Origin of the sequence: Vibrio sp. 947, assembly GCF_033339115.1 — a bacterium.
Taxonomy (GTDB): domain Bacteria; phylum Pseudomonadota; class Gammaproteobacteria; order Enterobacterales; family Vibrionaceae; genus Vibrio; species Vibrio alginolyticus.
Genome location: NZ_JAWOTX010000014.1, coordinates 1 through 25134, shown reverse-complemented (window position 1 = coordinate 25134; position 25134 = coordinate 1). Strand labels below are relative to the sequence as shown.

The window sequence follows — 25134 nt, the reverse complement described above, 5'->3', positions numbered from 1 at the left end:
CTCTGATACTCAATTCCATACATAAATTGCCCTTAAAATCATGATCGCGATCACATCGATTTTAGCGGTTTTTGAGGCGTTTTTAGACTTTACAACGTATAATTTTTAATCAACGAAACCAATGAGAGTTTCGGTTTGAAAGCAGTGAAGCTGGAAGTCTATTAAAAGCTCAACATTGATGTCAGTGGTTTGGACAAAAATAAAACAAAACACAAATACTGACTACATGACAAACACTTAGACACCATCTGAAAACTGGAAAACTATAAACAGAGGTGCATTTATAGTTAGAAGGAACACCAAACATGGAACGCGATACCTTTGGAATATGCCTGAATAAGGCGATGCTGTCAGAGAATATGTATTCAACATTTACACACGTCAGGGCTTATGAAAAAAACGGAGGCGGTACTTCTGATCTCAAAGTCCTGTTATCGTTCCCTCAAATGAGTGGAAAAGATCTATTGAATACGATGCGAGGTTCTCGTCAGCTCGAGTGGAGAGCGGAGTTTCACTGTCCATATACGAAATAAATTTGTAACATCTCCTGCGCCCAGCACAAATATAACTGGGCGCATACTACTGCCCAATTTTCCCTCCTACTTAACACTCAGTTACGAATCCTTTATATTAGAGCTAATACTCTACGACAAAGCAGCCATTATGAAAAAAACAGGAAAGTTTTGGATACTGGGCTTACTTAGCAGCTCGATTTCCCTTGCCTGTCATGCGGCACCGATCACTTTTGATACCGCATGGCAGCTATTGCTAGAAAACAACTATTCTCTTAAAGCTCAACGCTCAAACGTCGAGAACTACCAATACCAAGAGAGTGCCACCAGCAATCTCAACTTACCTCAAGTTACCATTGGCGCGAATTACACGCGTTTAGATACCGATATCACGCTGTCGGGAAAACAGATTCTAGACAGCACAGGAGCACACATTAACGTACCTCCTGCTTTTCAGCCTATTTTTGGTGCCTTAGCTAATACCACTTCGACCATAACCGAGCGCGATATTTTCTCTTCGTCTATTCGTGCCATTTGGCCAATTTTTACTGGTGGTAGAATTTCTGCGGCTCAATCAGCAGCAGAAGGCAAAACGGATGAGGCGAAAAGTCAGCTTTTAATGGAACAACAAGCGCGTTTTGAAGATTTATCGAAGTACTACTTTTCTGTCGTACTGGCAAAGGAAGTACTCGCAACGCGGCAAGCGGTTGAAGCTGGGCTAAAAAAGCATCGAGATTTTGCCATTAAGCTTGAAGAGCAAGGACAAATCGCGCACGTTGAGCGCCTGCAAGCCGAGGCTTCTTTAGATAAAGCATCTGTAGAAACACGTAAAGCAGCCAGCGATTTGAGTATCGCTCAGGCTGCATTAGGTAAATTACTCGCGCAAGATGATGCCGTAGAGCCCGCTGAATCTTTGTTTATCAACGACAGTCTTCCCCCTCTTAGCGCTTTTGTCGATCAAACGCTGCTTACCTATCCGGGGTTAGAACTTCTGAGCGCTAAACACAAACAAGCCTCTAGCTTAATCAAAGCAGAAAAAGGGAAATACTACCCTGAAGTTTATCTTTACGGCGACTACAGCTTGTATGAAGACGATTCTCTCGCAAGCCAAATGAAGCCTGACTGGTTAGTTGGTGTTGGTGTCAGCATTCCACTGATTGAATCATCAGGGCGAAGCGAAAAAGTCAAAGCCGCTCAAAGCGTCGTCTCGCAGGTCGACTCATTAAAGTCCCAAGCCAAACAAGACTTATCGCTGTTAGTCCAAAAGACATACTTGGAGGCTCAGCAAGCCATTGATGAAGTACAAGGGCTCGCATCTAGCATTGAACTCGCTAACGAAAATCTGCGCTTGCGTGAAAAAGCATTTACTCAGGGTCTGTCGTCTTCTCTGGATGTTGTGGATGCACAACTTTATGTCGCGAGTATAGAAACACAACGTTCAGCGGCGCGTTTCCGCTATTTAATATCTTTAACCAAGCTACTCGCATTGAGCAGTGAAATGAACAGCTTCGAACAATATCAAAATACCGCTTATATCCCTGCTTCAACATCCAAAGAGGTGAAATAAATCATGGCAGCTAAATCACTAAAACCCGTTTTACTCTCACTTTGTGCTTTGGGTGTTGTCTCTTGGGTTGGCTACCAATTTTACCAAGCCTATCAACCAGAACCGATCCGCTTACAAGGATTGATTGAAGCCCAGCAGTACAGCATTTCCTCAAAAGTTCCAGGCCGTATTGACGAGGTCATGGTCCGTAAAGGCGACGATGTAGAGAAAGGTCAGCTTATTTTTACCCTTCATAGTCCTGAAATTGAAGCGAAGTTAGAACAAGCAAAAGCAGGTGAAAAAGCGGCGGACGCCTTAGCTCAAGAAGCTGAGAAAGGCGCACGTGAGCAACAAATCCAAGCAGCAAAAGATCAGTGGATGAAAGCCAAAGCCGCTGCGAATTTAATGGAAAAAACCTACAATCGTGTGAATAACCTTTATAACGATGGCGTGGTTGCAGAACAAAAACGCGATGAAGCTTTAACTCAATGGCAAGCAGCGAAATACACAGAAAGTGCTGCGTTTCAAATGTATGAAATGGCAAAAGAAGGCGCTAGAAGTGAAACCAAAGTGGCTGCGGCGGAAAAAGCGCGCATGGCATCAGGTGCCGTAGCCGAAGTAGAAGCGTATGCGAAAGATACTCAGATCTACAGCTGGTTCGACGGCGAAGTCTCTCAAGTTCTGCTTCAAAGTGGTGAATTAGCACCTCAGGGCTTCCCAGTAGTTACTGTGATAGATACAGAAGATGCCTGGGCGACACTGAATGTGCGTGAAGATTACCTTCAACACTTTAAAAAAGGAGCAACCTTTGATGCCTATTTGCCTGCCTTAAATAAAAATGTTGAGTTCAAAGTAACGCATGTTGCCGTTATGGGTGACTTTGCAACTTGGAGAGCAACCGATGCTTCTCAAGGTTTTGATCTTCGTACCTTTGAAGTAGAAGCTCGTCCAGCTCAACCCGAACCTGAACTGCGTATGGGAATGAGTGTTGTCGTTGAACTTTAATCACAACCACTAGGTTAATGCTATGACGATTAAGATTTCACAGCGGCATATCTTACGACGAGACAAGTGGTTGCTTTCGTGCCTTACTTGGATACCGATTTTGCTCGCGATGATGATTTGGGGAGTGTTCTCTGCGGGCATTGCCCGGGATCTGCCAATCGGTGTGGTTGATCTACAACATTCCCAACTTTCTCGAAAGCTCATTCAATCTTTGGATGCGTCGTCGAGCCTGGCTGTTAACTATCACTACACCAGTGCAAGCGAAGCAAAAAATGCGATGATTGAAGGCGATATCTATGCTTACGCGGTCATCCCATCTAAGTTCGACCAAGATATTCTCCAGCACCGCCAACCTCAACTTTCTGTCTTTTACAACAGTCAGTACATTTTGGTAGCGAAACTGATCAACTCTGCCGTTGCGCAAGCACAAGGCTATTTCGACGCTCAGGTTGAAGTAATGGGAAACTTGGCTAAGGGTAACACCACAACGTTAGCAGCGGCTGGACAGGCTGTACCAGTGTCGACACAAATAACCGCATTATTTAACCGTAACAATAACTACGCACAATTTTTGGTAACGGCTATCGTGCCAGCCATTTGGCAAATATGTATTGTAGTAAGCACTATTTTGATTCTTGTCGCGCACTTTCGCATTTATGGTGGAAAGAATGGCTTTGCATTTTTGGGCGAAAAGCCATACGCCAGGCTCACTACCCTATTAAGTCAGTACATTCCGGTCTTTATGGCGCAAGGTGCGTTGTTCTTGTACTGGTTTTATTCCGTGCTTGATTGGCCAATGGAAGGCAGTTTTGTGGTTATGCTACTAGCACAATTGGCGACGGTTATCGCCTGTATCATTATGGGAGCGTTGTTCTTCTTCTTGTCGATGGATCCTGCACGTGCGATGAGTTTTGCTGGCGCGTTTACGGCTCCAAGTTTCGCGTTCATGGGAATTACATTCCCAGTTTCTGACATGAACACGCTCGCTTATGCATGGCGTTCATTATTGCCGATTACCCATTACATTGAAGTACAAGTGAGTCAAGCAAGCTATGGAGCATCGGCCGCACAATCTTTAAGCTCGCTATGGCCTATGATTGGTTACGTTATGCCTCTGCTCATTACCGCAGCCTTGATGGGTAAACATCGAACAGCTTCATCAACACGCCAAGCGAAGGAGGCGGTATGACATTGTGGCAACTGATTAAAGCGGAACTTAAGGCCGTTCTAACCAATCCAGTCGTTACGTTGACCGTGTTTGGTGGTGTCGTATTTTACTCGTTTTTATACCCTTTGCCTTATGCACAACAAACGCCTCGTGAACAACCAATCGCGATTGTTAATCTAGATGGTAGTCAGACGAGTTTAAAGCTAGAACGTATGGTTGATGCCACTCCGCAAGTCAACGTAGTCACTCGACTTCATACGATTGCCGATGCAAAGCAAGCATTTTTACAACGAGAGATCACCGGTTTTTTAGTCATACCAGAACACTTTTACAAAGACCTAATGCTAGGTAAAAGCCCGACTCTGGCCTACGCTGCGGACGCCTCGTATTTTCTCGTGTACGGAACCGTGGTAGAAGGATTGGCCCAAGCGGGAGGCACATTAGGGGCCCAAGTGAAAGTCAGTAAAATGGTGATAGATGGTGTGCCCATGAGTATGGCTAGCCATAATTACTCTGCTATTAAGCTTAATATGAAACCGACGTTCAACCCAACCATGGGTTACATCGAATACGTAGTGCCGGCAGTATTTGTTCTGATTTTACAACAAACGTTGATCATGGCGGTTGGATTGCAAACGGGAACACAGCGTCATGGTCGTGGCTATTGGTCACAAGTATCAACGGGATCGCTGCTGCTTGTGAGAACGTTAGTATTTGTGGCAATTTATTATTTACTCGGCGCCTATTATTTTGGTTTTAGCTTCGAACGCTTAAACGTAAACCATATCGCCAACGTGGGCGAATTGCTGGCTATGTTGTTACCGTTCTTTTTAGGTTGTTGCGGACTAGGCTTCTGGCTAGGTTACTTATTACCTCGGCGTGAACTTGTCACCTTAGTCGTCCTAGTGAGCTCTATGCCGCTCATTTTCTTGGCTGGTTTTATTTGGCCGATTGAAGCCATACCTACTCCCTTATTATGGATTGCTGATTTAAGCCCAAGCACTTGGGCGATAAAAGCTTTCTTAGCGCTAAACCAAATGGGGGCAACCTGGCAACAAGTCGCTCCACATTGGACGGCGCTTTGGGCACTCACCGTGCTTTGGGGTAGCGTTGCGTACTGGATTGCTAAGCGAAGTAACAAGCCAGTTGTAACAGAGAGCTTGGGGTGACAGCTGACATTTTCTATTACTATAAAAAAAGCCGGGTAACTAAACCCGGCTGAAAATCTGCGTCCTTGCAGCGGACATATGGTAAAAACACTTTTTGCTCTGGGCTTACCCATTGAGCGAGATTAGATTAAGCCAAAAAGTATGGATTCCATACTCTCATATAGAGGGTCATATCCTTCCAATAGACATTAGTCTTCGCTAGAAAGATAACGTTTTTCAGACACAAAAAAACAAGACTCACATTGAGTCTTGTTGTTGATAGGGATGAGCAAGATACATGTCGCCGCTAAGTCATATCGCGGATTATTTTCTCTCGGTATTCTGTAACGACCTTCATGATTGAATTTTTTACATCACCGACTTGCTTAGAGGGTTGGCACCATAGGCCAAAACCAAACTTAAAACCTTCCAATAATTCAGAAGCTTCCACTGGCTCTATATGATTATTAGAAAACTCCGAATGGGCAAACGTTCTGGGGAGAATCGCCCATCCTAAACCTGCTTCAACCATTTTCACTACAAGGGCCAATTGGTCGACCTCTTCATGGTTCGAACTTACGATGACTTTTTCGCCCATTCCCTCTTCAATAAGAGACCGCAGTACAAATTGTTTACTATTCCTCAAGGCTGTCAATACTCGATCTGGTGCCACAGAAGCGAGTTCACCACCTTTCTGGACGAAAGGAACAAATTCAAAATGACCTAAAAACGTCGCATCCAGACTATGTATTGCTCGACTATCATGTACATTGACAATACCGAATTGATACTCACCATTCTGTAAACCCTCTTTAATTTCGTTGCGATTACGAACAAGAAAGTTAACTCGCATCATCGGAAAATCTGCTGCTAATTGAATACGAAGCAATACAAGAAAACGGTGTGGTATAGCGCTTGAATAGGCGATACTAACATTCTCTAACCCACCGTAAGCTAGACTTAATGCGACTTTATCGAAAGTACGTGCTTGTTCGATGGTTTGCTTAGCATAGTGGTAAAGAAGATGACCATCTTCTGTCGGTTCTACCGAGCGCCCCACTCGCTCAAACAGGTTGACCGCCAGTTGGTCTTCAAGATTGGTAATCACCTGCCCTATTGTGGTTCGGTGCTTATTGAGTTTGACCGCCGCCTTACTAAACGAAAGCTGTTCATAAACGGTTACGAACGCGAGAAGTTGTTCAAAACTAAAATTCATAGGTTGTGCTTACTTTTTAGAGTTATCTAATTAAATTACCACAAGATCGTAGAATTGCTACTTGGTAACGGAAACAATCTGCGTTTGAATTCCTTCTCGACGACACAAAAAAACCTACTAGCTTCAGTAGGTTTTCTCTAACTTAGTTGTACTCAACGACACGAGCTAAATAGTTGAATTCTCCTGAGTCACCATGGTAATCGCGGTAGACATCGACACTGAAATATTTAGGTTGATCAGCGTAAATGTGGTCAACGACTTTTTGCTCAAGTGACTCCAACGTTTCACCGACCTGAGAGTACACGAACTGCTTGTTCACTTTTTCCAATTTACGTTGTTTCGCTTCTTTGTGTGACACATAGTTGTTGATCTCTTCCCACTTTCCCACGAACTCGACCGCCACGTAACTCGAGTTCTCGTCAATCATAATAAAGGCTGCACCTTCTTCTTTGATTGCAGACAGTTGCTGCATATCACTATCCACTTTTTGCTGGTCAAGATGGGCTCCACTTTGGGCGAATGCAGTCGCGGAAGCGGTAAGCATCATGAGTGTAAGAACGGCTTTTTTCATTGTATCGTTTTCCTGTATTAAGGGAGTTCAGTTACCCAAAGTTGCCCTTGGGTGGCTTTTTTGAATCCATATTCGTAAATCGTCAGCAAGTAGCGGTGATCGAACATATCTTTCGTTACTTTGGCGTATCTGAAATCTTGATCAATGTAGGTAAACTGCATCTCGATATCGTTGATTTCACTGATGTATTTCATTCGATAGAGATCACCACGAGTTTGCGCTAGCGTAAGGCTTGAGACACTCTTCGATACCAAGTCCAAACCTTTGTCTTTTAGTGGACGATACGGCGCTTTTAACGCACCATTGCGAATCACATCCAACTGAGGCGCTTTTTCTAACCCCAAAGCATCTGAGATTTGTTGATAGTTGAAGTTAGACGGATTAAAGAACACCTGCGCTGCGAGACCGCCATCTACGTGTAACTCCTCAAGTGTTTCTCCATCATGTTCAACATCGATAAATTGTGGAGGGAAAACACCAGGGATCGATGCGCTCGCAGCAAGCACCTTGTAAATAAGTTCAGATTTGTCCGCTAAATCACTGTTCGCAATCGCACCAATATTCCAAATCACCAGTTCGCCTGAATCAAAATGGGTACTGCCAATAAAGAGGCGTTTACCATTGCGGTGTTGCTGCGCCATCGCCTCGATCATGGGCTCAGGGTAAGCGTCTGCGATGAAATCATAGAGGTTCTCACCATCGGTAAACGCGTCCTTAAACAGGGTATTTAAGAAGTTCTTCTTACCCAAAATATTCTTATCATTGATGTTGAGCATGACTTCTTTCATCTTTGGCATCGCATCACCGCCAATGAAAACAAAAGGAGCGATTAGGGCACCCGCACTGACTCCAGTAATGATGGCATAATCTTTTAGCTCCCCCTTTTCCTGTAGCCCCATCAAAACGCCGGCCCCGTATGCGCCGTTTACGCCACCACCCGATAAGGCCAAAATATTGAGCTGTTCACCCTCTACTTTGATCGGTGTGGTTTGATTGTGCGCTGAGTAGAGAAAATCCGGCGCTTCATTGGCCCACATTCGAAGTGGCTCATTTGGTGTCGAACTCGCGATCTCGACATCTTTATAGTTGCTTTGAGAAACACGAACATCCAGCGTATGAGGTGAACTACAAGCTACTATCAACAGCGAAAGTGCAACCGTCACACCAGAGGAAATTAAACGATTCATAATCAGTCTCATTTAATGTTCTCTGGCGTATGACCAGAGACTCAGTTTGAAGTTAATTGGGTCAAAATGAAGTCCGTTTCGTTGTGTGGAGTTACTATAGCTAGGCACGGCTAAACCCCATAATCGCGATTGTAGGATGCTATCCATCAAAGCAATTATGCCAAGTTTCTATATGCTAACTTTACGCTTCTCCGTTAATTAGGTACTGCGCTAAGCAATTTTCACGACGTTGAACTCATGCGTCGGTTCGACAAATTCGTATTGGGCATTGATCGTCTGTAGCTCCCATGTGCCATAGCCTTTGGTGATCTCCAATACACCGTAAACGGCGTTATGTGTATGACGAAAGGCTGCGACAGGAGACATCTTCTTCACCAAACAAGAAGTAAAAATCGCAGAAATCAAATCACCGACACCGACTGGCTGCATAGCAAATTCAACACTAGGGCGTTGGGCCAAATAGCTTGCTTTCGGCGTGGCTAAAATCATACTGAAGGCGTCATCTGTTAGTGCATGCAGGTGTTTCACCAATACCATTTTCGGTCCCAGCTCTAGGGCTTTTTTACATGCAGTGACCGCATCATAAAGAGAGTCAATTTTCACACCTGTTAACTCGCTCAGTTCAAACTGGTTAGGAACAATCACATCAGCGATGGGCAACAAGCTATGGCTTATCGCTTCTTTGACACCGTCTGCCACAATGCAACCTTTGTCTGGATCACCCATAACTGGGTCACACACATAAAGCGCGCTGTGGTTACGCGATTTGACTAAACTTACCGCTTCGGCCACCGCTCGACATTGCTCTGCGCTGCCTTGATAACCGGACAGTATCGCGCCACATTCGCCTAACTTCTCAATGTTATCTAAGCCTCTCATTAGAGAATGAATTTCATCTGCCCCAAACTTCTGTCCAGTCCAACCTTGCTGGTACTGAGTGTGATTTGAAAACTGAACCGTGTGAATTGGCCATACTTCGAGGCCCATTCTCTGCATTGGGAAGACTGCAGAACTGTTTCCGGCGTGGCCATAAACCACATGAGATTGAATAGAAATAATGCTTTTCATAAGTCACTCTTAATAGGGAAGTTTGTTAGCTTGGCGACTAAATAAACACAATGCCGCGCACTGTGCTTATTTGGTCGGAATAGCCTCGACAACGCCGAGGCTTATTCTTAATCAGGCTGGATTCATTAGCCTTTGAATTCAGCAAAGTACTCATCCAACACTTTGCGTGTTGCACGACCGATAAGCTCGTATTCGTGGTGAGTAAGGTTTGCTAGCGAAACTCGAACTGATGCATGCACTACATCGAAGCCTTGGCCTGGAAGTAGGATAACGCCGGTTTCATGTGCAAGGCGGAACAGGAAGTCTTTGCCCTTCTCGCTCGCTTTGAACCATTCAACGAATGCTGGTCCGTACAATTTGCCGCCCAGAGTGTCGAGCTCAAGCAGTGTGTAGTAGTCCACACGATCTTTGTTTTCTTCAATTTCTACACCCATGTTTTTGTACAGAGTTTTGTAACGCTCGCGAATGATGCGTTTACATGCTTCTTTGTAGTTTTTCTCTGAGTCCATCAGACAATTCAATGAGAACAGCGCCATTTGAACTTGTTGAGGAAGCGACAAACCTGCTGTGTGGTTAAGCGCTACGCTACGGCTGTCGGCAACGATACGGTCAATAAACTTGATCTCACGAGGTTCCGGAGTCAGCGTTTTGTAACGATCGTCCAACTCAAGTTGACGCACTTCAGGAAGGCTACGCATTGCATCGTCAAACACGTTGTTGTGTTGAATCGCAATCGAGCCTAAACGCCAGCCTGTTGCACCGAAGTACTTAGAGAACGAATACACACAAAGCGTGTTGTATGGCAGTTTTGCAAACAGTGAGACAAAGTCGTCCGCAAATGTGCCGTATACATCGTCAGTCACAATGAACAGGTCGCTACGTTCGTTGTTCACAAAATTTGATAGGTTATCCAGAGTCTCATCCGAGAACTTCACAGACGCTGGGTTTGCCGGGTTAACAACACAAAGCAGTTTGATGCCTGTATCTGCAAGCTTTTCGATTTCAGACATCGGCAGTTGCCATGTTGTCTCATCCAGACGTAGTTCAACGATTTCCAGTTCGTATTCACTCAGTTCTGGAATCTCTAGGTAAGGCGTAAAGATTGGAGTGATTAGCGCAACCTTGTCACCTTTCTTCAATAGACCGTTGTTGAACATAGTTTGGAAGGTGTACGTCATAGACGCCGTACCGCCTTCCGTTGCAAACAGATCGAAGTCTGTTGTCATTGGCATTGGGCCGTACATCTCTTCTGCAATGTATTGCTTCACAACGGTTTCGATGTTCGTCAACATACGTGGTGGCACTGGGTAGTTACATGCAAGGTATGCGTTAACCAGTTCATTCAAGAATGCTTGTTTCTCTAGACCCAAACGGTCTTTTGCGTAGCTCAGCGACTTTTCCAAGAACTGTACGCCTTGGTCTTGTTTATTCTTGCTTGCAAACGTATCGAAGCGTTCAACAATGCCCACACCATCTGGAATGCCACCGAAACCACCATCTAGGTATGAATAAGTGCGCTCGGCTTCCAATATTGCGAACTCACCCAAACGAATGAACGCTTTACGTGGTAGTGTCGCAAGAAAATTAGGATTACCACGACCTGCATCTAATAACGCGCGGTCAGGAACAGTTTGTGCCACTTCAATTAGTTTATCTTTTAATTCAAATGGGCTTAAATCTGCAAATTTTGAAAAATCAATTGTTGTGTTTTGCGTAGTCATAATATTTACCTGAATCTATTATTTAGTAAAATTTGGATAATACTTCCCCTACCGCCTATTTAATTAGGCGATAAGCGTGTTCGAATTTATTTAAATTACATGCCTGCGTTTAAAGTAATAATGCCGACAATAATTGGACCCCATAGGGTAAGCAGTACATTGGCGACTGCATAAGTCACAGTGAATGAGAATACTGGCGTTGCGTTACCTGTTTTTTCCATTAAAGCCGCGAATGCTGGGTTCGCACTTCGTCCACCTGTCACACAGCCAAGTGCTTCAACCGGGTTCTTAATCTTCAATACAAAATATGAGAAGAAGAACGAAATAATCTGAGGGATAATCGTTACACCCATGCCAAGGAACAACAGAGACATACCGTGTTCTTTGATGGTGTCGACCGCTTGAGGCCCAGCCTCAAGGCCAACAATGCCTACAAATGCTGCCAAACCGAAATCTCGAATAAAGTTCGCGGCACCCACAGGAAACTGAGCAACATGCGGATTGCGGCTACGCAACCAACCGACGATCAAACCTGAGATCAAACAACCTGCACCAGAACCGATAGTGACGGGAATACCAGCAATCTTAAAACTGATTAGACCAATTAATAGGCCCACCACCATGCCCATACCAAGCACGATTAAGTCAGTCACGTTTGCTGAGCCCATTCGCTGACCAATGTTTTTCTCAACGCGATTGATATCTTTTGCGGTACCTGTAAGCTGGATGACGTCGTTTTTCTTCACCACAAGATCCGGCGTCATTTCAATTGAGTTGCCTTCACGAATATAGTCTGTCACATAAATACCGCGCATAGAGCCTTGGTTCGAAGCCTCTTTAATTTCTTGCAGCGACTTACCAATCAGCTTGCGGTTGTCTGCGATCAGTTGACGGTTTTCTTCAATAACTTCATAGCCTTCAGGAAGTGCAATCTCATTGTCAGCCAAACCATCTTGCAGCTGATGTACCGCATTACGGCGACCTGTTACAACAATGACATCCCCTTCTTTCAGTGCTGTGAATTTGTCCACTTCTTGCACTTTGCCATCACGTTGAATCAATTCAATACAAGCAGCTAGAGCGTGTTGGTTTAACTGAGCTAGGGTTTTGCCTGCTAGCCCGCCATCTTTGCTCACTTTAAATGCTCGTGTAACCAGCGCGGTTACTGCGTTGAATTCACCCGGCGCAAGATCGCGCTTACCATTTGAGTTTTTCTCTTCTAGAGCAATCGCTTCTGCTCGGATATCCCACTTCATCAGTGTTGGGAATACCCATGTCACCATAAGAATTGGACCAAGCGAACCAAAGATGTACGTAACTGCATAGCCGACTGCAACGTTGGTCTGCATTAGGTGTTTCGCTTCTTCTGTCACACCACCAAGACGTGCGATCGCATCACCCGCTGTACCGATGATTGCCGATTGAGTCAAACCACCAGCTGCAAGACCAGCTGCCGTACCTCTGTCTAGATCAAACATCCAAGCTGCCGCTAACACACAAAACAGACCTGAAACCGTCATAACCACGGCAGAAAGTAGAATGTTGATGGTTCTAAAGTTCAATGCTTTGAAGAACTGCGCACCACCTTGATACCCTACCGCGTAAATAAAGAGCGCAAAGAAAATGCTTTTTACGCCGGGATCAATATGAACACCAAATTGCCCAATAATTACACCCATTAATAATGTTCCGGCAACACCGCCAAGAACAAATCGACCAATGGTGATTTTACCAACCATATAACCGAGAGAGAGCGTAATAAAGAGAGCAACAAATGGTGCCATGTCAAAAAGGTTAGAAATAATTTCCATGACAATTTTACTCTTATTAATAAATATAAAACTCAAATAATCTAACGAATAATCTGTCACTCATATTTGTTGGATTATTTAATTTAAAAAGCATCTCGTTTGCTTCGAAGCGAATATTAGGAACAAAAACTCACAACTCGTAATCCCATTTGAAGGATGAAACCATCACTTCGTATATTCAAACGCAAACATTGAACAATAATTGTCGAAAATTGAATAACTTAGTGTTCTGCAATAAACACCAGATAAATCGAAAAATAATTTAATTTTTGTTTTCGCTCTCCAAAAAGCGGTTTGGTTGCATCATTCCCTCTATATAGCGCATAGCACCTTTAATTTGATGGATTAGATCCTCCAAAAGCGATTATCACGGATGCCATCATTTGCCTTATCTTCCCATTCATCAAGTTAATAGAGAAAAACACCATGAACTCAATGCCACATGAACTTGTGTGGGGCGAAGTTTACTTCCCACCCTTGTTGCTGGTTATTGCATTGGCTTACATGCTCACCATTTTGGTCGGAACCATTGCTACAAAACTGGGTATCCACAAATACGTTGCATTTCCTGCACTCGCAGAGCTGAGCCTAATTGTGATTTTTACTGGCGTTATTGGTCGATTCATTACCATCTTTTGAGGCAAACCCCGTGATTAAACGTTATCTCATCACATTGCTACTGCTTTGTGCCGCTGGCAGTGTGATTTTCAGCTATTACCAGTCGTACTCAAGCAACCCTTGGACACGAGACGGTCAAGTCAGTGCATACATTGTCTCAATCACGCCGCGTGTGACAGGACAAGTCATTAACGTGTATGTCGAAGACAACTCGCAAGTGAAACAAGGCGATTTACTGTTTGAGATCGACCCTAGCATCTATAAAGCGGCATACCACAAAGCGTTGGCGACTCAAAAGCAAGCGGTTGCTCTGCTAGCAAAAGCAAAAAACGAAGAGCAGCGCGCACTTAAGTTAGAAAAGCGCACACCTGGAGCCGTACCGGTACTGACATTGAACAACCTAAACAATGCGGTAGAAACAGCGGTTGCCAACGTAGAACTCGCAAAAGCCAATGTAGAGGAAGCCAAGCTGAACCTTGATTACACCAAAGTTTATGCACCAACGAATGGTTACATCACTAATTTGAACTTACGCGTCGGTTCTCAAGTGGTCGCCAACTCTCCGGTCGTAGCCTTAATTGATGAAGACAGCTTCTGGATAGAAGGTTACTTCAAAGAAACAGATCTGGTAGGCGTCAATCCTGAAGACACCGCTTACGTAACCTTGATGATGCACAACGATGTGCAACTAAAAGGTGAAATCAAAAGCATCGGCTACGGTATTGCAAAGCAAGATGGCAGCACAGGCAACGATCTCCTGCCAAACGTCAATCCGAACTTCCAGTGGATTCGTTTGGCTCAACGTATTCCCATCAAAGTAAAACTGGATGAACTGCCAGACGATCTGCAACTTCGCGTGGGTATGACGGCTTCTATCAAAATCATTAAATAATTCGGTGATTGTTATGTTCAGCGCCTCTACCAAAGAAGCGATCAAAGCTGCGCTCTCTATCGTTATCGCGATCTGCCTCGCCTTATGGTTTCAGTGGGAGAAACCTTACTGGGCGGCAATTGCGGTCGCGGTGATGGCATTGAACGAAAGCTTCGCACACTCGATAAACAAAGGTAATAACCGATTGCTGGGAACCTTATTGGGCATCGGTTATGCCTTCTTTCTTATCGCGATGTTCTCTCAAGACCGCTTTTTGTTCCTCACCTTCTTCACCTTGTTTTTGGGTGTGTGCATATTTATGTCGAGCGACGAGAAGTACGGCTATGTGTTTACGATTGGTTTTGCAGTGTGCTCAATTGTCGCCTGTATGGGTGGCTTTGACAATCAAGCAACGTTCCACTTCGCCGTCCTTCGTATGCAGGAGACGATTCTTGGTGTAATCACCTTTTCGGTTGTGTATCGCTTAGTGTGGCCAGTAAACACGGAACAAAACTTCATTCAGCGTTTTGAGACAAGCCGTGAGGTGATGCTTAGTGCCATGAATAACCCTCACCACATTGATATCGAAGCAGTGGAAACCAATACTGCCAACATAGAAAAAATGTTCCAATTGCTCGGTTTACCGCTTACTGGTAGCTACCGTTTAAAAGAGCATCGTCAGCTATGGCGCGCGCGTTTAAATGAGATGGCACAGCTCCAAGACCGATTGCTAGAACAAGCCGATAAGCCGCAACGTAACGAGATCGATTGGCCGACGTTAGCACAGCAACTTCAAAGCTTTGATATTAAAAAACCGAGTACATCGTTTGTTGGCGACGTCCCTTTTGTCATTCAAGGAGATAACAATACTGTCTGGCATCATGAGCACCGGACCTTCATCCAGCATTTGAATGAAGACGGTAGAAAGGTACTGCAAGGCGTCTCCATGTTCGTGACGTCACTGCTGATCTGGATTTACCTTCCTGTTCCCGGTGGATTCATTTTTCCGATGCTGGCAGGTGTGTTCTCATCACTCGTTCCTACCATGCCTCCGAGCATTATTAAGGATGCTTTTTTTGGAGTAATAGGCACGGGGACGGTAATCCTTCTGCAATACATTTTCTTAATGCCAATGATGACCGAGCTATGGCAACTTGCCTTATTCTACTTCATCAACATCATCGTGATTTGGAAGGTCTTTTCCACACCAAAACTGATAGTACATAGAATCCTAGGTATTAACTTATTGGTTGTTTTGACATCGGGTGCGCTCAACTTAACCCCAGTGTATCGAATTGAAACACCATTGCTGATGCTGGTAAACATTATGATCATTTTGATGATTGCCAAGTTGTTTACCGACCTGTTCCGTATTCGCGTCACGGCCTAAGCGTCACCTCCGTTCTTGAAACTAAAGCCCCGCATTGCTTTTGCTCTGCGGGGCTTTTTGCTTTGTTCACTGCCCTATTCCTGCCTCACCCTGAAAGCGAGGATAGTATCCATCAAAAGCGATTAACGGGATTTCTCTACCCACCATAAAATCCTCTCATTGATTTACGAAATGCAATTAAAAACACGGCATTCACAACATCAATCACAGCAAACACATCTATCTAACTGAACAAGAAGTTCAGTGACACATTAACTGTCTGAGTCTCGAAGGTTTGAGGCTATTCAGAGTGGAAATCGTCATGAGTTTTTTTGAAATACGCGCTAGCAAGACATCTTCTCTTACTGTGCTAGCGAGCGCACTAATGCTTACTACCCCCACTTTTAGCTTCGCCGCAGAAGAGACAACTTACAACGAAGTCATGGAACAAGGTCGCCAACTCTTCGACAAATACGGTATCAGCCATGATCTACCGAAACTGGCCATCAGTTCTCTAGTACAAGGCGAGCACTTGGTAGAGCATGCTCACCGAACCGTTCAAATCGGTAACGAAGTCCGTGATTCTTCGGTGTTCCTTGTAAAAAACACAGACAGCAAGGGCAATATCGATCTACGCATCAAGTACAACCCTGAAGAGTTGGATAAGAACGAAAAAGTACTCGATGAAATCGAAGCCTTCACACGCACAGAATATCGTCTGCGTAATTACGCAGAGAGCTTTGACTCTTCATCGGTACGAGCAAGAGAAGATCAAAACGGTAATGTCATTGTCAGCTTCAACTACTCAAAATACGGGCTTCCACAAGACATCGCCTATTTCCGTTTCTTAAGCGTCGATATCAAACTCGTTAACGGTGAACCAAAACGCATGGTCATCACTAACGAAAAGCCGTTCACACACCACAAATACAAGGTAGATACGTACCATCAAGAGATCCGCTTTCAAAAGTTGGATTCTGGCAAACTTGTGATTGCGAGCAAACACACTGAAATTGTTGGCTCAAGCAAAAACAAACCACTGAAAATGGTCAGCACTCTTAAACCTGTTGCCATCTATGAGGATGACATTGGTGTGCAAGTGTTGGATGAGAAGCGCTTGAACGAAGCTTCTGACCCACGCATGCAAGAAGCCAGTGTAAAACTTGATCGTATCTTCCCATTAATGGGCGATATGGTGCGTCGACAAGGCATCGATTTACCGCTGCCGTTTGGTGTATCAATGGCTTACCGTAACCAAGATATGAACATCCCATTCAATGACTTCACTATTGATGGCGTGCGTCTAAACGACCTATTCGACCCAGAAGACACCGTCGGGATTGTGAACGCAGAGAGTTTTAGTATTCGTGGTGACGTGAACATCCTTCCTTTTTGGAACGTGTTTGGTTACGTCGGCAAAATCAATGTCGATGCGAACGTGGATGCGGGATACACAGGCGAAGGTGGCCAGTATCTAAAAGACAAGCTTAATGATCGTCTACCGGGCTTAGGCGACAAGTTTTGTGATGGTTTGTCTGCCCTATGTAATCGCGGGCGACTGAACGTACCCATTCACCTTGAATACGATTTGCGCGGTGTCGGCACGACACTCTCGGTTGGTTACAAAGAGTTCTTTGCTTCTGTAACTGGCACGTACTCTCAGACACGTTTAAAAGGCTTGGATGACTGGGGTGACGGTATTGTTACTGTACAGCCGATGTTGGGTTATCAACTTGTCGATTATCGCACGCAGTTCTTTGTCGGAGCAGAATATCAAGGACTGGACGCTCGAATGGACGGGCATGTAAAAAGCGGTGATATCGAATTCGATTACGACATTGGTGTAGATCTTAATCAATGGGCGTTTTTGACTGGTTTCAATAAGCAAATCGGCAAAAACTACAACCTGACCTTTCTCTATAACAAAGGGGAAACTCGAGAGTCAGTAACCTTAAATCTTGGTTACCGTTTCTAGCTCTCATAAAGAGCCGGCCCCTAGACGATGGTAGGACTGCATCCTACAAAGGCGATTACTGAAACTGTCGCCGATGTCCTACCATTTGAGCCATCAATACAACAAGCCATCCAACCATTCACGGATTAATGCCAAAGCGTCAGGACGTCGCTTGTTAGATGCCGTTTAACATTTTCGGTGTACGCACCAAATGACTTTTTGGACATAACAATGACTTTACTCAATCGCTCAACTTTAGCCATTACCATCACTCTTGCCTTAGCAGCTTGCAGTGATGACTCTGGTAAACCTAGCGTTCCTAACGGCCCGAAGCCACTACAACCCTTACCACCAGAGCAAATCGCTTTGGAAATTGGCGATGCAACCATTCAAGCGACCAAAGAGTCCCTTGTCATCACGCCTCTTGATGCGGATGAAAAGCTGGCAGCGGTAGAGGCGTTCAAAGGTATCCAATTTGCGCAAGCAGACCGCTTTCAGCACAGCATTGCGGTCCCACTTGAAGGCGATATTGATGCGACTCAGTTCGGTGATGCGTGCCCGCAGTTAAAAACCACGGCACAAACGCAATCAGAAGATTGTTTGAACCTAAACATTTGGCGACCAGCAGGGACAGAAGCGTACGCAGATTTGCCAGTGTATGTCTTTATTCACGGTGGAGACTTTGAATACGGCTCGGGCTCAGAACCGCTGATTCATGGTGATATGGTGGTTGCACAAGGTGCTGACGATGGTAACCCGTTTATTGCAGTTACTTTTAACTATCGCTTGGGCTTGTTGGGCAGTGTTTGGGTCGATGGTTTGGACAACCCAGAGGGCGGTAACTTTGGCCTAGGCGATCAAAAACACGCGCTTGAATGGGTTCAACAAAACATAGAGGCATTCGGCGGCAATCCGCAAAACGTGACACTCATGGGTCAAGGTGCGGGTGCCATGTCGGTGGGAATTTTACAGCAATCAAAAGGCGATGCGGCAATCGCAGGTGAGCACTTTCAACGTGCCATCATGCAAAGCAACGCTTACGGCTTTGAATATAAAAGTTACGATGTTGCCAAGAGCCAAAGACTAGAGCAAAGCGTTGAAGATCTTGCGTTACTACCACTTGAAGAGATCATGAAGGTACAGAGCGAGATGCTTGATCCGATTCAACGTCTTAAGAACTGGGTACTGACCGCCGCGAATATTCCGGTTATCAGTCCAACACGCGACAACAGCCCATTATCTACGTTGATGCCATTTGCGCCTTACATCGAGCATCGCCCACCAGCGTTTCTAGTGAAAGAAGTACCAGGCTATCACTTTAATGAACAAGCGATTGAGAGTGAATGGATCGTACCGACGGTAATTGGCTCAAACAGTGCAGAAAGCAATACTCTGGGCATGCTGCCGAGCCTGACATTTTTGATCCCAACTATTATTGAAATCTTGAGCCAAGAAGCGCCAGAAATCATTGAAAGTGGTGACGAAAACTTAATCGTCGAATACATGGTGGAGTGGCTAGAATCGGAAACGAACTTAAACCGTTTACGCACCGAATATCGTTCATTACTCAGCGATTCAGCTTCGATTGAACTCGATCTTTCTAACTTATTGGAACTGCTGCCTAGCACCGCTTATGAGGCGATGACTAAGTTGTTTTTCGGTTTGGGGAACTCCGATTCAACCACTGAGTTACTTGCTCTGGCTGACTTCTTCCCTAACGATGAAAGCGAACTGAATGGCGCGGTCAAAAACATGCAGCAATTCAAAACCACGTTGCATGATTTGCTCTTCACGGGTCCAAACCGTCATAAGGTTTCAACTGAAGAAACAACAGGAGCAACGCCAAGCTTCTACTACTTTGACTACACACCTGGATTCAACGTATGGACTTACAATACCAAAGGTGAAAATGGCGATCTCGATGTTGGTGATTTACTCAAAAGCATCAGTTGTATTGTGGGCGCTTGTAATGCATCAGAATTACCATTTGTGTTTAACAAGACATTAAAGCTTGATGGTTCAAGTGTTCGTCCAGGTAGCAAAGACAAAGCAATGATGAACAAGCTCTCTCGTATGTGGTTTAGCGAACGTTTATTTGAAGACTTCCAATACAACAGTGCGACTGATCGAGTATTGCTGATCGATAACGATGGCGGTATTCAATCCACACAAGACTGGGACAATGCTCATCACTCAGGCATCGATCCAAAACTGCGCCAAGGTCGCCTCAACGGTCTCGAGGAACTTGGGCTGATTCTTAGCCACATGTAACTTCATCCTCAGCTACTCAAAACTCGTTCCCGAATACCTAAAAGCCAGTTCGCTGGCTTTTTTCATCCTCATTCCTTGAACATAATTAGGAAGGTTTACTCATGTTTCCTAACGCCCTTCGTGCTCTGCTACTCTTTATCTTCGGCGCGCTGTTGGTTGGCTGTGCTCAGCCCTACCCGCAAGTTGAACCGGATTTTGAAGCCAATTGGCAAACTACTCAGCATCAAGCCGAAGTTTACTTAATTCCTACCGCTCCAGAAGCCTTTGCTCGTCGTGTTGAACTGGTAAGAAACGCTCAGCAAAGCATCGATATGACTTACTTTTCTTGGGAGAGTGACACGCTTGGTTTGATGCTACTCAATGAACTCAAGCAAGCAGCAGATCGAGGCGTGCAAGTTCGACTCACTCTCGATGATTTATTGGTGTTTAACGAGAAATGGCTTGCTGATCTCAGCGCTCACGACAACATTCAAATCCGTTTATTCAATCCGTTTGATTCACGTAAGTCAGGTTGGATTGGTCGCGCCGTCAACTTCTCTACTCATCAACAACGTTTGGACAATCGTCTGCACGAGAAGTACTTCAACGTCGACCATCAATGGATGATTCTAGGTGGACGCAACATTGGCGACGACTATTTTGGTTACAGCCGCAAAGCCAACTTCTTTGATATGGATGTCTTGTTCAAAGGCAGCATTATTCGAGCGTTCGACCAGAACTACCAACAACTTTGGGACAGCGAGCATGTCACGCCAATAGAAAACATCGTTAACGTTACCCCAAACTATTCCGCGTTTACTAAAGCGCTTAATAAAGGTGAGAAAGACAAAAGCATCATTCTGGCTGAAGTTGAAAAACAGGTTAAACACCTGACCAGTCCCGACTTCATCGCTGCGCAAATCACCCCCGTTTTCGACTCATTAAACAAGTTAGAAAACAACAAACCCTACTTTAGAAAACGTACAGAACACCAAGTTTGGCAACAAATAACCTCTGCATCCAAAGCAGTGATATCAACGCCTTATGTGGTACCAAGTGATGGTGAATTTGCCTTTATTGATACCTTGATGGAGCAAAAAGCGGACATCACGTTAATGACGAACTCGTCTGCATCTAATGATTCTGGCTTTATTCCGGCTTATTACGAGGAGCACCGCCAAACCTTGTTGGATAAGGGCGTTCATATACTTGAGTACAAAAACCAAGCGAAAAATGATGACCATTACTTCCATGCGGATACTTATTATCACAATAAGACGGTGATACTCGATGATCGGCTGACTTATATCGGCTCATCAAACTTCGACCCAAGATCGGATTTCCTCAATGTGGAATTTGGTGTGTTGGTCCAAAGCGAAGCCTTTGCAGAACATGTCATGCACTACTTAACTCGACAACAAGATGAACTGTTTTGGCGAGTATCTCGAGATGGACAAGGCCAAACTCAGTGGCAATCAATGAATGAGATCCATACTAAGAATCCAAACTATGGTGGATGGCATAAGGCGCCTAATTGGATATTCAAGAAACTGAATGGTGAGTTCGAACTCTAAACAATCAAGACTTAAAAAGGCTCTCTATCTGCAAGGATGAGAGCCTTTTTAATGCACGCTAAAACTGCGTGCCTAGTGAGAAGTGAACGCGGAATTGGTCTCCTTGTGGGGCATCTAAACCATAAGCAAAGTCCACTTTGACAGGCACGTATTTTGAGTTCCATATCAAACTCAACCCTGTTCCACTTTTCCAATCCACCCTTTTGTTGAAGGCATCACCAACATCATAAAATGCCCCAAGCCACAGTTGGCGGTAGACCTGATATTGATATTCCAACCCAGCAGTAAACATGTAACGAGCACCGGTTAAATCGCCATTTTCGTCTCTCGGAGAGATAGACTCATAACCATAACCACGAAGATTGCCGTCACCTCCCGCAAAGAAACGTAATGATGATGGAATATCGCTCAAAGTGTCAGCGACATTAATACCGACATTGGAACGAAAGTGAAACTTGTGTTTTTCACTAATATCCCACGACAGCACACTGTTGCCTTCAATGCGCAGCAAACGAGAATCCGAGAAAAAATTAGGGTCTGAGTATTCCAATGAGTAAACGTGACGGTGCTTTACTTCTAATTGATCGTTCTTGCGATCAAGCAGTGAAAATGTCACCCCCGGTAATAACAACTGTGATTCGTTATTCTCCGACGCTTGTCGATAACTTTCTTGCAAATAACGAACGTGCATGGTGCTTTGCCAATCGCTGTCTAACTGCCAGTGTTTTTCAAACGATAAATCATTAGAAAAACTCGATGTGTCTCGATAGTCGACATGCTTAGATTCAAACTGAATCCCGTAGTAATCCGTTAGAACATTTTGGGTGGGAATTTTGTAACCAAGTAATAGCGATTGTTCCGGTTTGGAAGCGTACGCTTGTGCCTCAAAACTGTGTCCACGTGCGTTATACCAAGGCTTGGTCCAGTTTAGTGAAGCGCGTAATCCCAAGTCTGTCGAATACCCACCGCCGACTTGCACAATATTGCGTGAATTCGGCTCTGCGAGCACTTCTATCGGCACCTTATGACCATCGGATACCTCCTCGAAATCCGCTTTCACAATCACACTGCGAAACCAATCAGTACTGGAGAGGTCGGCCTGATATTGACTCAATTTCACAGTGTCAAAATCGTCGCCCCACTCAAATGTTCTCATCGCTTCTATTCGAGCCGTTTCGATACCCGACGTAAGAACAGAGAGCTCTCCAAATTGGTAACGAGAACCACTAGAGAAATGCAGATTCACATGGGCTTGATTCAAACTTGGAATGACTTCCAAAGACGATTCGATAAAACGTCCATCTAAATAACCTTTTTGCTGAGCCAATGAAATCAAGTTTCGCTTTAGCGTGTCGTACTCAGAATGAAGCAACGGTTGCCCTTGTTTAAGTTGAGCTTGATTGATTAGTTCGATGAAATCCTGATCGTTACTGGCCTCTCCCGACACAGCAATATTAGATTTTTTGACCAACATCACCTCCCCCGCGTCAACCTCAAGCGTGATGAGATCATTCTCTGATCTCTGAACATTGAGCTCGGAATGATAGTAGCCATAAGGGTTTAACGCATTATTAACCATCTGCGTTAGTCGATTTGAGTTAATGTTTGAAACAGAGAGTTTCGTTAGTGGTGTAAGGTGACTTTCAAGATTTTTCTCTAATATTGGTGTTAGCCCTTTGATTTTAAATTGCGCTCCGAGTGCATGATGTAAAGGCATAGAAGCTAAAACTGATATACCTATTATTTGTTTAATGAGAGGAGACACACCGCTACCTAGTTTAGCAATACACTCGACAAGGTTAATGATGGAATGGCATATCTGTTAATCGCGTTTGTAGGATTGCTCCCTACGAAATCCTCTCGAAAATTCACGTTTCACAAGTAGATTCTTTGAACAATAAGTGGGCTCAAGCTAGGAGGTGGCAAATCATGCGGTCTGAAATAGGTATACTGTTTGCCAAAAATACAAAACCCAACGCTGAATGGATCTCATCAAGCGTTGGGTTACATTGATAATGTGTTTTTTAATCTAAAAAGCGGTCTGTTTGTAAAACTAGATCGAAGAACAGTTTCCTTTTTCTGCCATGTCGACTTTTAGTACTTCTGCTTTACCTTTGCTTTCGTCTACGAGTTCTACGCCCGCACCACCAACAAATACACCCATTTTAATGTATTGATTAACGAAATAATTACGGCCCTCTTCCGTTAAGATAGTTAAGTGATTTTCAGAAAACTCAGACTCTGTACTTACTTGATGTTCTTTATTGCCTTCGACCTCATGGTAGAAGAATACACCAGGAGCGGTTTCACCAATACATTCCCCATCGACGTAAACATACTTTTTAAGCGCTGCTCCGACAAAAGCATCTTCTCGGTAAATGTAAATCCCTGCGTTCCCCTTTTGAGGTGCTTCAAATGATTTCATTTGATTTGATACTGTCGAATCAACAGTAGGAACAGAAGCACAACCTGACAAACCCAAAAGGAATGCGGAACACAGAATTACTTTATTTTTCATGTTATTAACCTAGCTACGATAAAATCGCGCCAACCATACTATAAATAAATACGTTCACTTATTGGTATTTTTGAAATTTGTGATTCAAACTATGCAATAGCACTCATTTAGCGTATAGATTGAGCAAACATTAGCCATATAATAATCACGAGAATAAAATGCCCTGTATCTAACGATCACTAAATGCCACTTTACTCGCTAGACTGATAAGTAGAATACCTGAAACACCTTCAAGAGTTCTTGAATAACGCTGAGAGTGTGGACGACTAAATACCCAATTACCCACAGAGGCGTACAAAACGTTACATGTCGTCGCAAGTACGCTGAACAGCAAGCCAAGTACTAATAATTGCATTGATGTTGAGCTTGCAGACGTATCAATAAATTGAGGCAGAAACGAGAGAAAGAATAGCGCTACTTTTGGATTCAAGACGCTGACGATAACCCCCTGAACAAACACATTTCTATTATTATCAACATTTTTGTTTTCAACGATTTTACTTTCTCCACGCCACATAGACAGTAATGACTGAACACCTAAATAAACTAGGTAAGCGGCCCCTAACCATTTAACAACGCTAAAAGCCAAAGATGAACTCAGAATTATTGCTGACAAACCTAAACATGCCGCTAGTGTATGAAAAAAGTAACCAACACCAAGCCCCAGAGCCGCTTTCAGCCCAGCAGATAATTTACCTTTCATTGTATTGGAAACAATATAAATTACATCAGGTCCAGGAATCATGTTGATAGCGAGACAAGCGACAACAAATAATAATAGTGAGTTTGAATCCATTCTTTTCTCCAAATTAACGTCTTGCGGGATAACATTTCATCGAACTACAAGTAATGCAACGTCCAGGTTTCAATTGGTTATATTTAGTATTAACAACACGTTACTAATACTACAGCACTGCGCGAAGAGCACAATCATGAACAGTGATACGAATCACGGAAAAATCATGAACATCCCCATCAATAAAGGCTTGCTAGCACCTTCAATAGGTACTCAGAATCCATGGCACAC

At 44.2% G+C, this 25134-nt stretch carries 20 protein-coding genes; 11 read left to right on the top strand and 9 right to left on the bottom strand.

What is annotated here, in order from left to right; all coding sequences use genetic code 11:
• The first annotated feature begins 305 nt into the window (after positions 1-305).
• The 5 genes from R7Q39_RS17380 to R7Q39_RS17360 all read left to right on the top strand — a co-directional run bounded on the left by R7Q39_RS17380 (position 306) and on the right by R7Q39_RS17360 (position 5400).
• Positions 306-533 carry a hypothetical protein gene (locus R7Q39_RS17380; RefSeq protein ID WP_005377125.1) on the top strand — a complete coding sequence of 76 codons (228 nt, stop codon included), beginning with the start codon at positions 306-308 and terminating at the stop codon, positions 531-533.
• 130 nt (positions 534-663) lie between these two features.
• A complete protein-coding gene (locus R7Q39_RS17375; RefSeq protein WP_053306992.1) occupies positions 664-2079 on the top strand; it encodes a TolC family protein in 1416 nt (471 codons plus the stop codon).
• Positions 2080-2082: 3 nt separating this feature from the next.
• On the top strand, positions 2083-3063 hold the full coding sequence (locus tag R7Q39_RS17370) for an HlyD family secretion protein (protein ID WP_054867010.1): 981 nt from the start codon (positions 2083-2085) through the stop codon (positions 3061-3063).
• Positions 3064-3085: 22 nt separating this feature from the next.
• Positions 3086-4252, top strand: a complete 1167-nt coding sequence (locus tag R7Q39_RS17365; protein WP_318076490.1) for an ABC transporter permease — start codon at positions 3086-3088, stop codon at positions 4250-4252.
• The gene (locus R7Q39_RS17360) at positions 4249-5400 is read left to right on the top strand and encodes an ABC transporter permease (protein ID WP_318076489.1); all 1152 of its coding nucleotides are present in this window, start codon (positions 4249-4251) and stop codon (positions 5398-5400) included. The genes R7Q39_RS17365 and R7Q39_RS17360 overlap by 4 nt, the downstream gene beginning before the upstream one ends.
• A 286-nt stretch (positions 5401-5686) precedes the next feature.
• Here R7Q39_RS17360 and R7Q39_RS17355 read toward each other — a convergent pair whose 3' ends face one another.
• From R7Q39_RS17355 to aspT, 6 genes are all read right to left on the bottom strand, one after another.
• Complete coding sequence (locus R7Q39_RS17355; RefSeq protein WP_017821360.1) at positions 5687-6595, bottom strand: LysR family transcriptional regulator; 909 nt, start codon at positions 6593-6595, stop codon at positions 5687-5689.
• A gap of 142 nt (positions 6596-6737) precedes the next feature.
• On the bottom strand, positions 6738-7166 hold the full coding sequence (locus R7Q39_RS17350; RefSeq protein ID WP_047102715.1) for a hypothetical protein: 429 nt from the start codon (positions 7164-7166) through the stop codon (positions 6738-6740).
• A gap of 17 nt (positions 7167-7183) precedes the next feature.
• Positions 7184-8353: a patatin-like phospholipase family protein gene (locus tag R7Q39_RS17345; protein ID WP_017634571.1), complete on the bottom strand. Its 1170-nt coding sequence runs from the start codon at positions 8351-8353 to the stop codon at positions 7184-7186.
• Positions 8354-8563: 210 nt separating this feature from the next.
• Entirely contained in the window at positions 8564-9421 is an 858-nt protein-coding gene (gene pdxY / locus R7Q39_RS17340) for a pyridoxal kinase PdxY (RefSeq protein WP_005377109.1), read from the bottom strand.
• A 125-nt stretch (positions 9422-9546) separates the two neighbouring features.
• Complete coding sequence (locus tag R7Q39_RS17335) at positions 9547-11142, bottom strand: bifunctional aspartate transaminase/aspartate 4-decarboxylase (protein ID WP_053350320.1); 1596 nt, start codon at positions 11140-11142, stop codon at positions 9547-9549.
• Positions 11143-11237: 95 nt separating this feature from the next.
• The gene (gene aspT / locus R7Q39_RS17330; protein ID WP_318076488.1) at positions 11238-12953 is read right to left on the bottom strand and encodes an aspartate-alanine antiporter; all 1716 of its coding nucleotides are present in this window, start codon (positions 12951-12953) and stop codon (positions 11238-11240) included.
• A gap of 426 nt (positions 12954-13379) precedes the next feature.
• Here aspT and R7Q39_RS17325 point away from each other — a divergent pair, with 426 nt between their 5' ends.
• From R7Q39_RS17325 to R7Q39_RS17300, 6 genes are all read left to right on the top strand, one after another.
• On the top strand, positions 13380-13592 hold the full coding sequence (locus R7Q39_RS17325; protein WP_033005140.1) for a DUF1656 domain-containing protein: 213 nt from the start codon (positions 13380-13382) through the stop codon (positions 13590-13592).
• Positions 13593-13602: 10 nt separating this feature from the next.
• The gene (locus R7Q39_RS17320) at positions 13603-14463 is read left to right on the top strand and encodes an HlyD family secretion protein (RefSeq protein ID WP_318076487.1); all 861 of its coding nucleotides are present in this window, start codon (positions 13603-13605) and stop codon (positions 14461-14463) included.
• A 13-nt stretch (positions 14464-14476) separates the two neighbouring features.
• Positions 14477-15832 carry an FUSC family protein gene (locus tag R7Q39_RS17315; RefSeq protein ID WP_318076486.1) on the top strand — a complete coding sequence of 452 codons (1356 nt, stop codon included), beginning with the start codon at positions 14477-14479 and terminating at the stop codon, positions 15830-15832.
• 301 nt (positions 15833-16133) lie between these two features.
• The gene (locus R7Q39_RS17310; RefSeq protein WP_318076485.1) at positions 16134-17786 is read left to right on the top strand and encodes a hypothetical protein; all 1653 of its coding nucleotides are present in this window, start codon (positions 16134-16136) and stop codon (positions 17784-17786) included.
• Between the two features lie 210 nt (positions 17787-17996).
• Entirely contained in the window at positions 17997-20036 is a 2040-nt protein-coding gene (locus tag R7Q39_RS17305) for a carboxylesterase family protein (protein ID WP_318076484.1), read from the top strand.
• 101 nt (positions 20037-20137) lie between these two features.
• On the top strand, positions 20138-21589 hold the full coding sequence (locus tag R7Q39_RS17300) for a phospholipase D family protein (protein WP_318076483.1): 1452 nt from the start codon (positions 20138-20140) through the stop codon (positions 21587-21589).
• A 58-nt stretch (positions 21590-21647) separates the two neighbouring features.
• Here the strand turns inward: R7Q39_RS17300 and R7Q39_RS17295 are convergent, their stop codons facing one another.
• From R7Q39_RS17295 to R7Q39_RS17285, 3 genes are all read right to left on the bottom strand, one after another.
• On the bottom strand, positions 21648-23306 hold the full coding sequence (locus R7Q39_RS17295) for an autotransporter assembly complex protein TamA (RefSeq protein ID WP_285335375.1): 1659 nt from the start codon (positions 23304-23306) through the stop codon (positions 21648-21650).
• A gap of 336 nt (positions 23307-23642) precedes the next feature.
• Positions 23643-24107 (bottom strand): DUF2846 domain-containing protein, encoded by a 465-nt coding sequence (locus R7Q39_RS17290; protein ID WP_005377099.1) that lies wholly within the window; start codon positions 24105-24107, stop codon positions 23643-23645.
• 169 nt (positions 24108-24276) lie between these two features.
• Positions 24277-24903 (bottom strand): LysE family translocator, encoded by a 627-nt coding sequence (locus tag R7Q39_RS17285; protein ID WP_215809988.1) that lies wholly within the window; start codon positions 24901-24903, stop codon positions 24277-24279.
• Positions 24904-25134 lie beyond the last annotated feature (231 nt).

What these genes read in the sequence shown, in the direction of transcription:
- R7Q39_RS17380 (WP_005377125.1), top strand. Translation starts at nt 306, where the DNA reads ATGGAACGCGATACCTTTGGAATATGCCTGAATAAGGCGATGCTGTCA.
- R7Q39_RS17375 (WP_053306992.1), top strand. Translation starts at nt 664, where the DNA reads ATGAAAAAAACAGGAAAGTTTTGGATACTGGGCTTACTTAGCAGCTCG.
- R7Q39_RS17370 (WP_054867010.1), top strand. Translation starts at nt 2,083, where the DNA reads ATGGCAGCTAAATCACTAAAACCCGTTTTACTCTCACTTTGTGCTTTG.
- R7Q39_RS17365 (WP_318076490.1), top strand. Translation starts at nt 3,086, where the DNA reads ATGACGATTAAGATTTCACAGCGGCATATCTTACGACGAGACAAGTGG.
- R7Q39_RS17360 (WP_318076489.1), top strand. Translation starts at nt 4,249, where the DNA reads ATGACATTGTGGCAACTGATTAAAGCGGAACTTAAGGCCGTTCTAACC.
- R7Q39_RS17355 (WP_017821360.1), bottom strand. Translation starts at nt 6,595, where the DNA reads ATGAATTTTAGTTTTGAACAACTTCTCGCGTTCGTAACCGTTTATGAA.
- R7Q39_RS17350 (WP_047102715.1), bottom strand. Translation starts at nt 7,166, where the DNA reads ATGAAAAAAGCCGTTCTTACACTCATGATGCTTACCGCTTCCGCGACT.
- R7Q39_RS17345 (WP_017634571.1), bottom strand. Translation starts at nt 8,353, where the DNA reads ATGAATCGTTTAATTTCCTCTGGTGTGACGGTTGCACTTTCGCTGTTG.
- pdxY (WP_005377109.1), bottom strand. Translation starts at nt 9,421, where the DNA reads ATGAAAAGCATTATTTCTATTCAATCTCATGTGGTTTATGGCCACGCC.
- R7Q39_RS17335 (WP_053350320.1), bottom strand. Translation starts at nt 11,142, where the DNA reads ATGACTACGCAAAACACAACAATTGATTTTTCAAAATTTGCAGATTTA.
- aspT (WP_318076488.1), bottom strand. Translation starts at nt 12,953, where the DNA reads ATGGAAATTATTTCTAACCTTTTTGACATGGCACCATTTGTTGCTCTC.
- R7Q39_RS17325 (WP_033005140.1), top strand. Translation starts at nt 13,380, where the DNA reads ATGAACTCAATGCCACATGAACTTGTGTGGGGCGAAGTTTACTTCCCA.
- R7Q39_RS17315 (WP_318076486.1), top strand. Translation starts at nt 14,477, where the DNA reads ATGTTCAGCGCCTCTACCAAAGAAGCGATCAAAGCTGCGCTCTCTATC.
- R7Q39_RS17310 (WP_318076485.1), top strand. Translation starts at nt 16,134, where the DNA reads ATGAGTTTTTTTGAAATACGCGCTAGCAAGACATCTTCTCTTACTGTG.
- R7Q39_RS17305 (WP_318076484.1), top strand. Translation starts at nt 17,997, where the DNA reads ATGACTTTACTCAATCGCTCAACTTTAGCCATTACCATCACTCTTGCC.
- R7Q39_RS17300 (WP_318076483.1), top strand. Translation starts at nt 20,138, where the DNA reads ATGTTTCCTAACGCCCTTCGTGCTCTGCTACTCTTTATCTTCGGCGCG.
- R7Q39_RS17295 (WP_285335375.1), bottom strand. Translation starts at nt 23,306, where the DNA reads ATGCCTTTACATCATGCACTCGGAGCGCAATTTAAAATCAAAGGGCTA.
- R7Q39_RS17290 (WP_005377099.1), bottom strand. Translation starts at nt 24,107, where the DNA reads ATGAAAAATAAAGTAATTCTGTGTTCCGCATTCCTTTTGGGTTTGTCA.
- R7Q39_RS17285 (WP_215809988.1), bottom strand. Translation starts at nt 24,903, where the DNA reads ATGGATTCAAACTCACTATTATTATTTGTTGTCGCTTGTCTCGCTATC.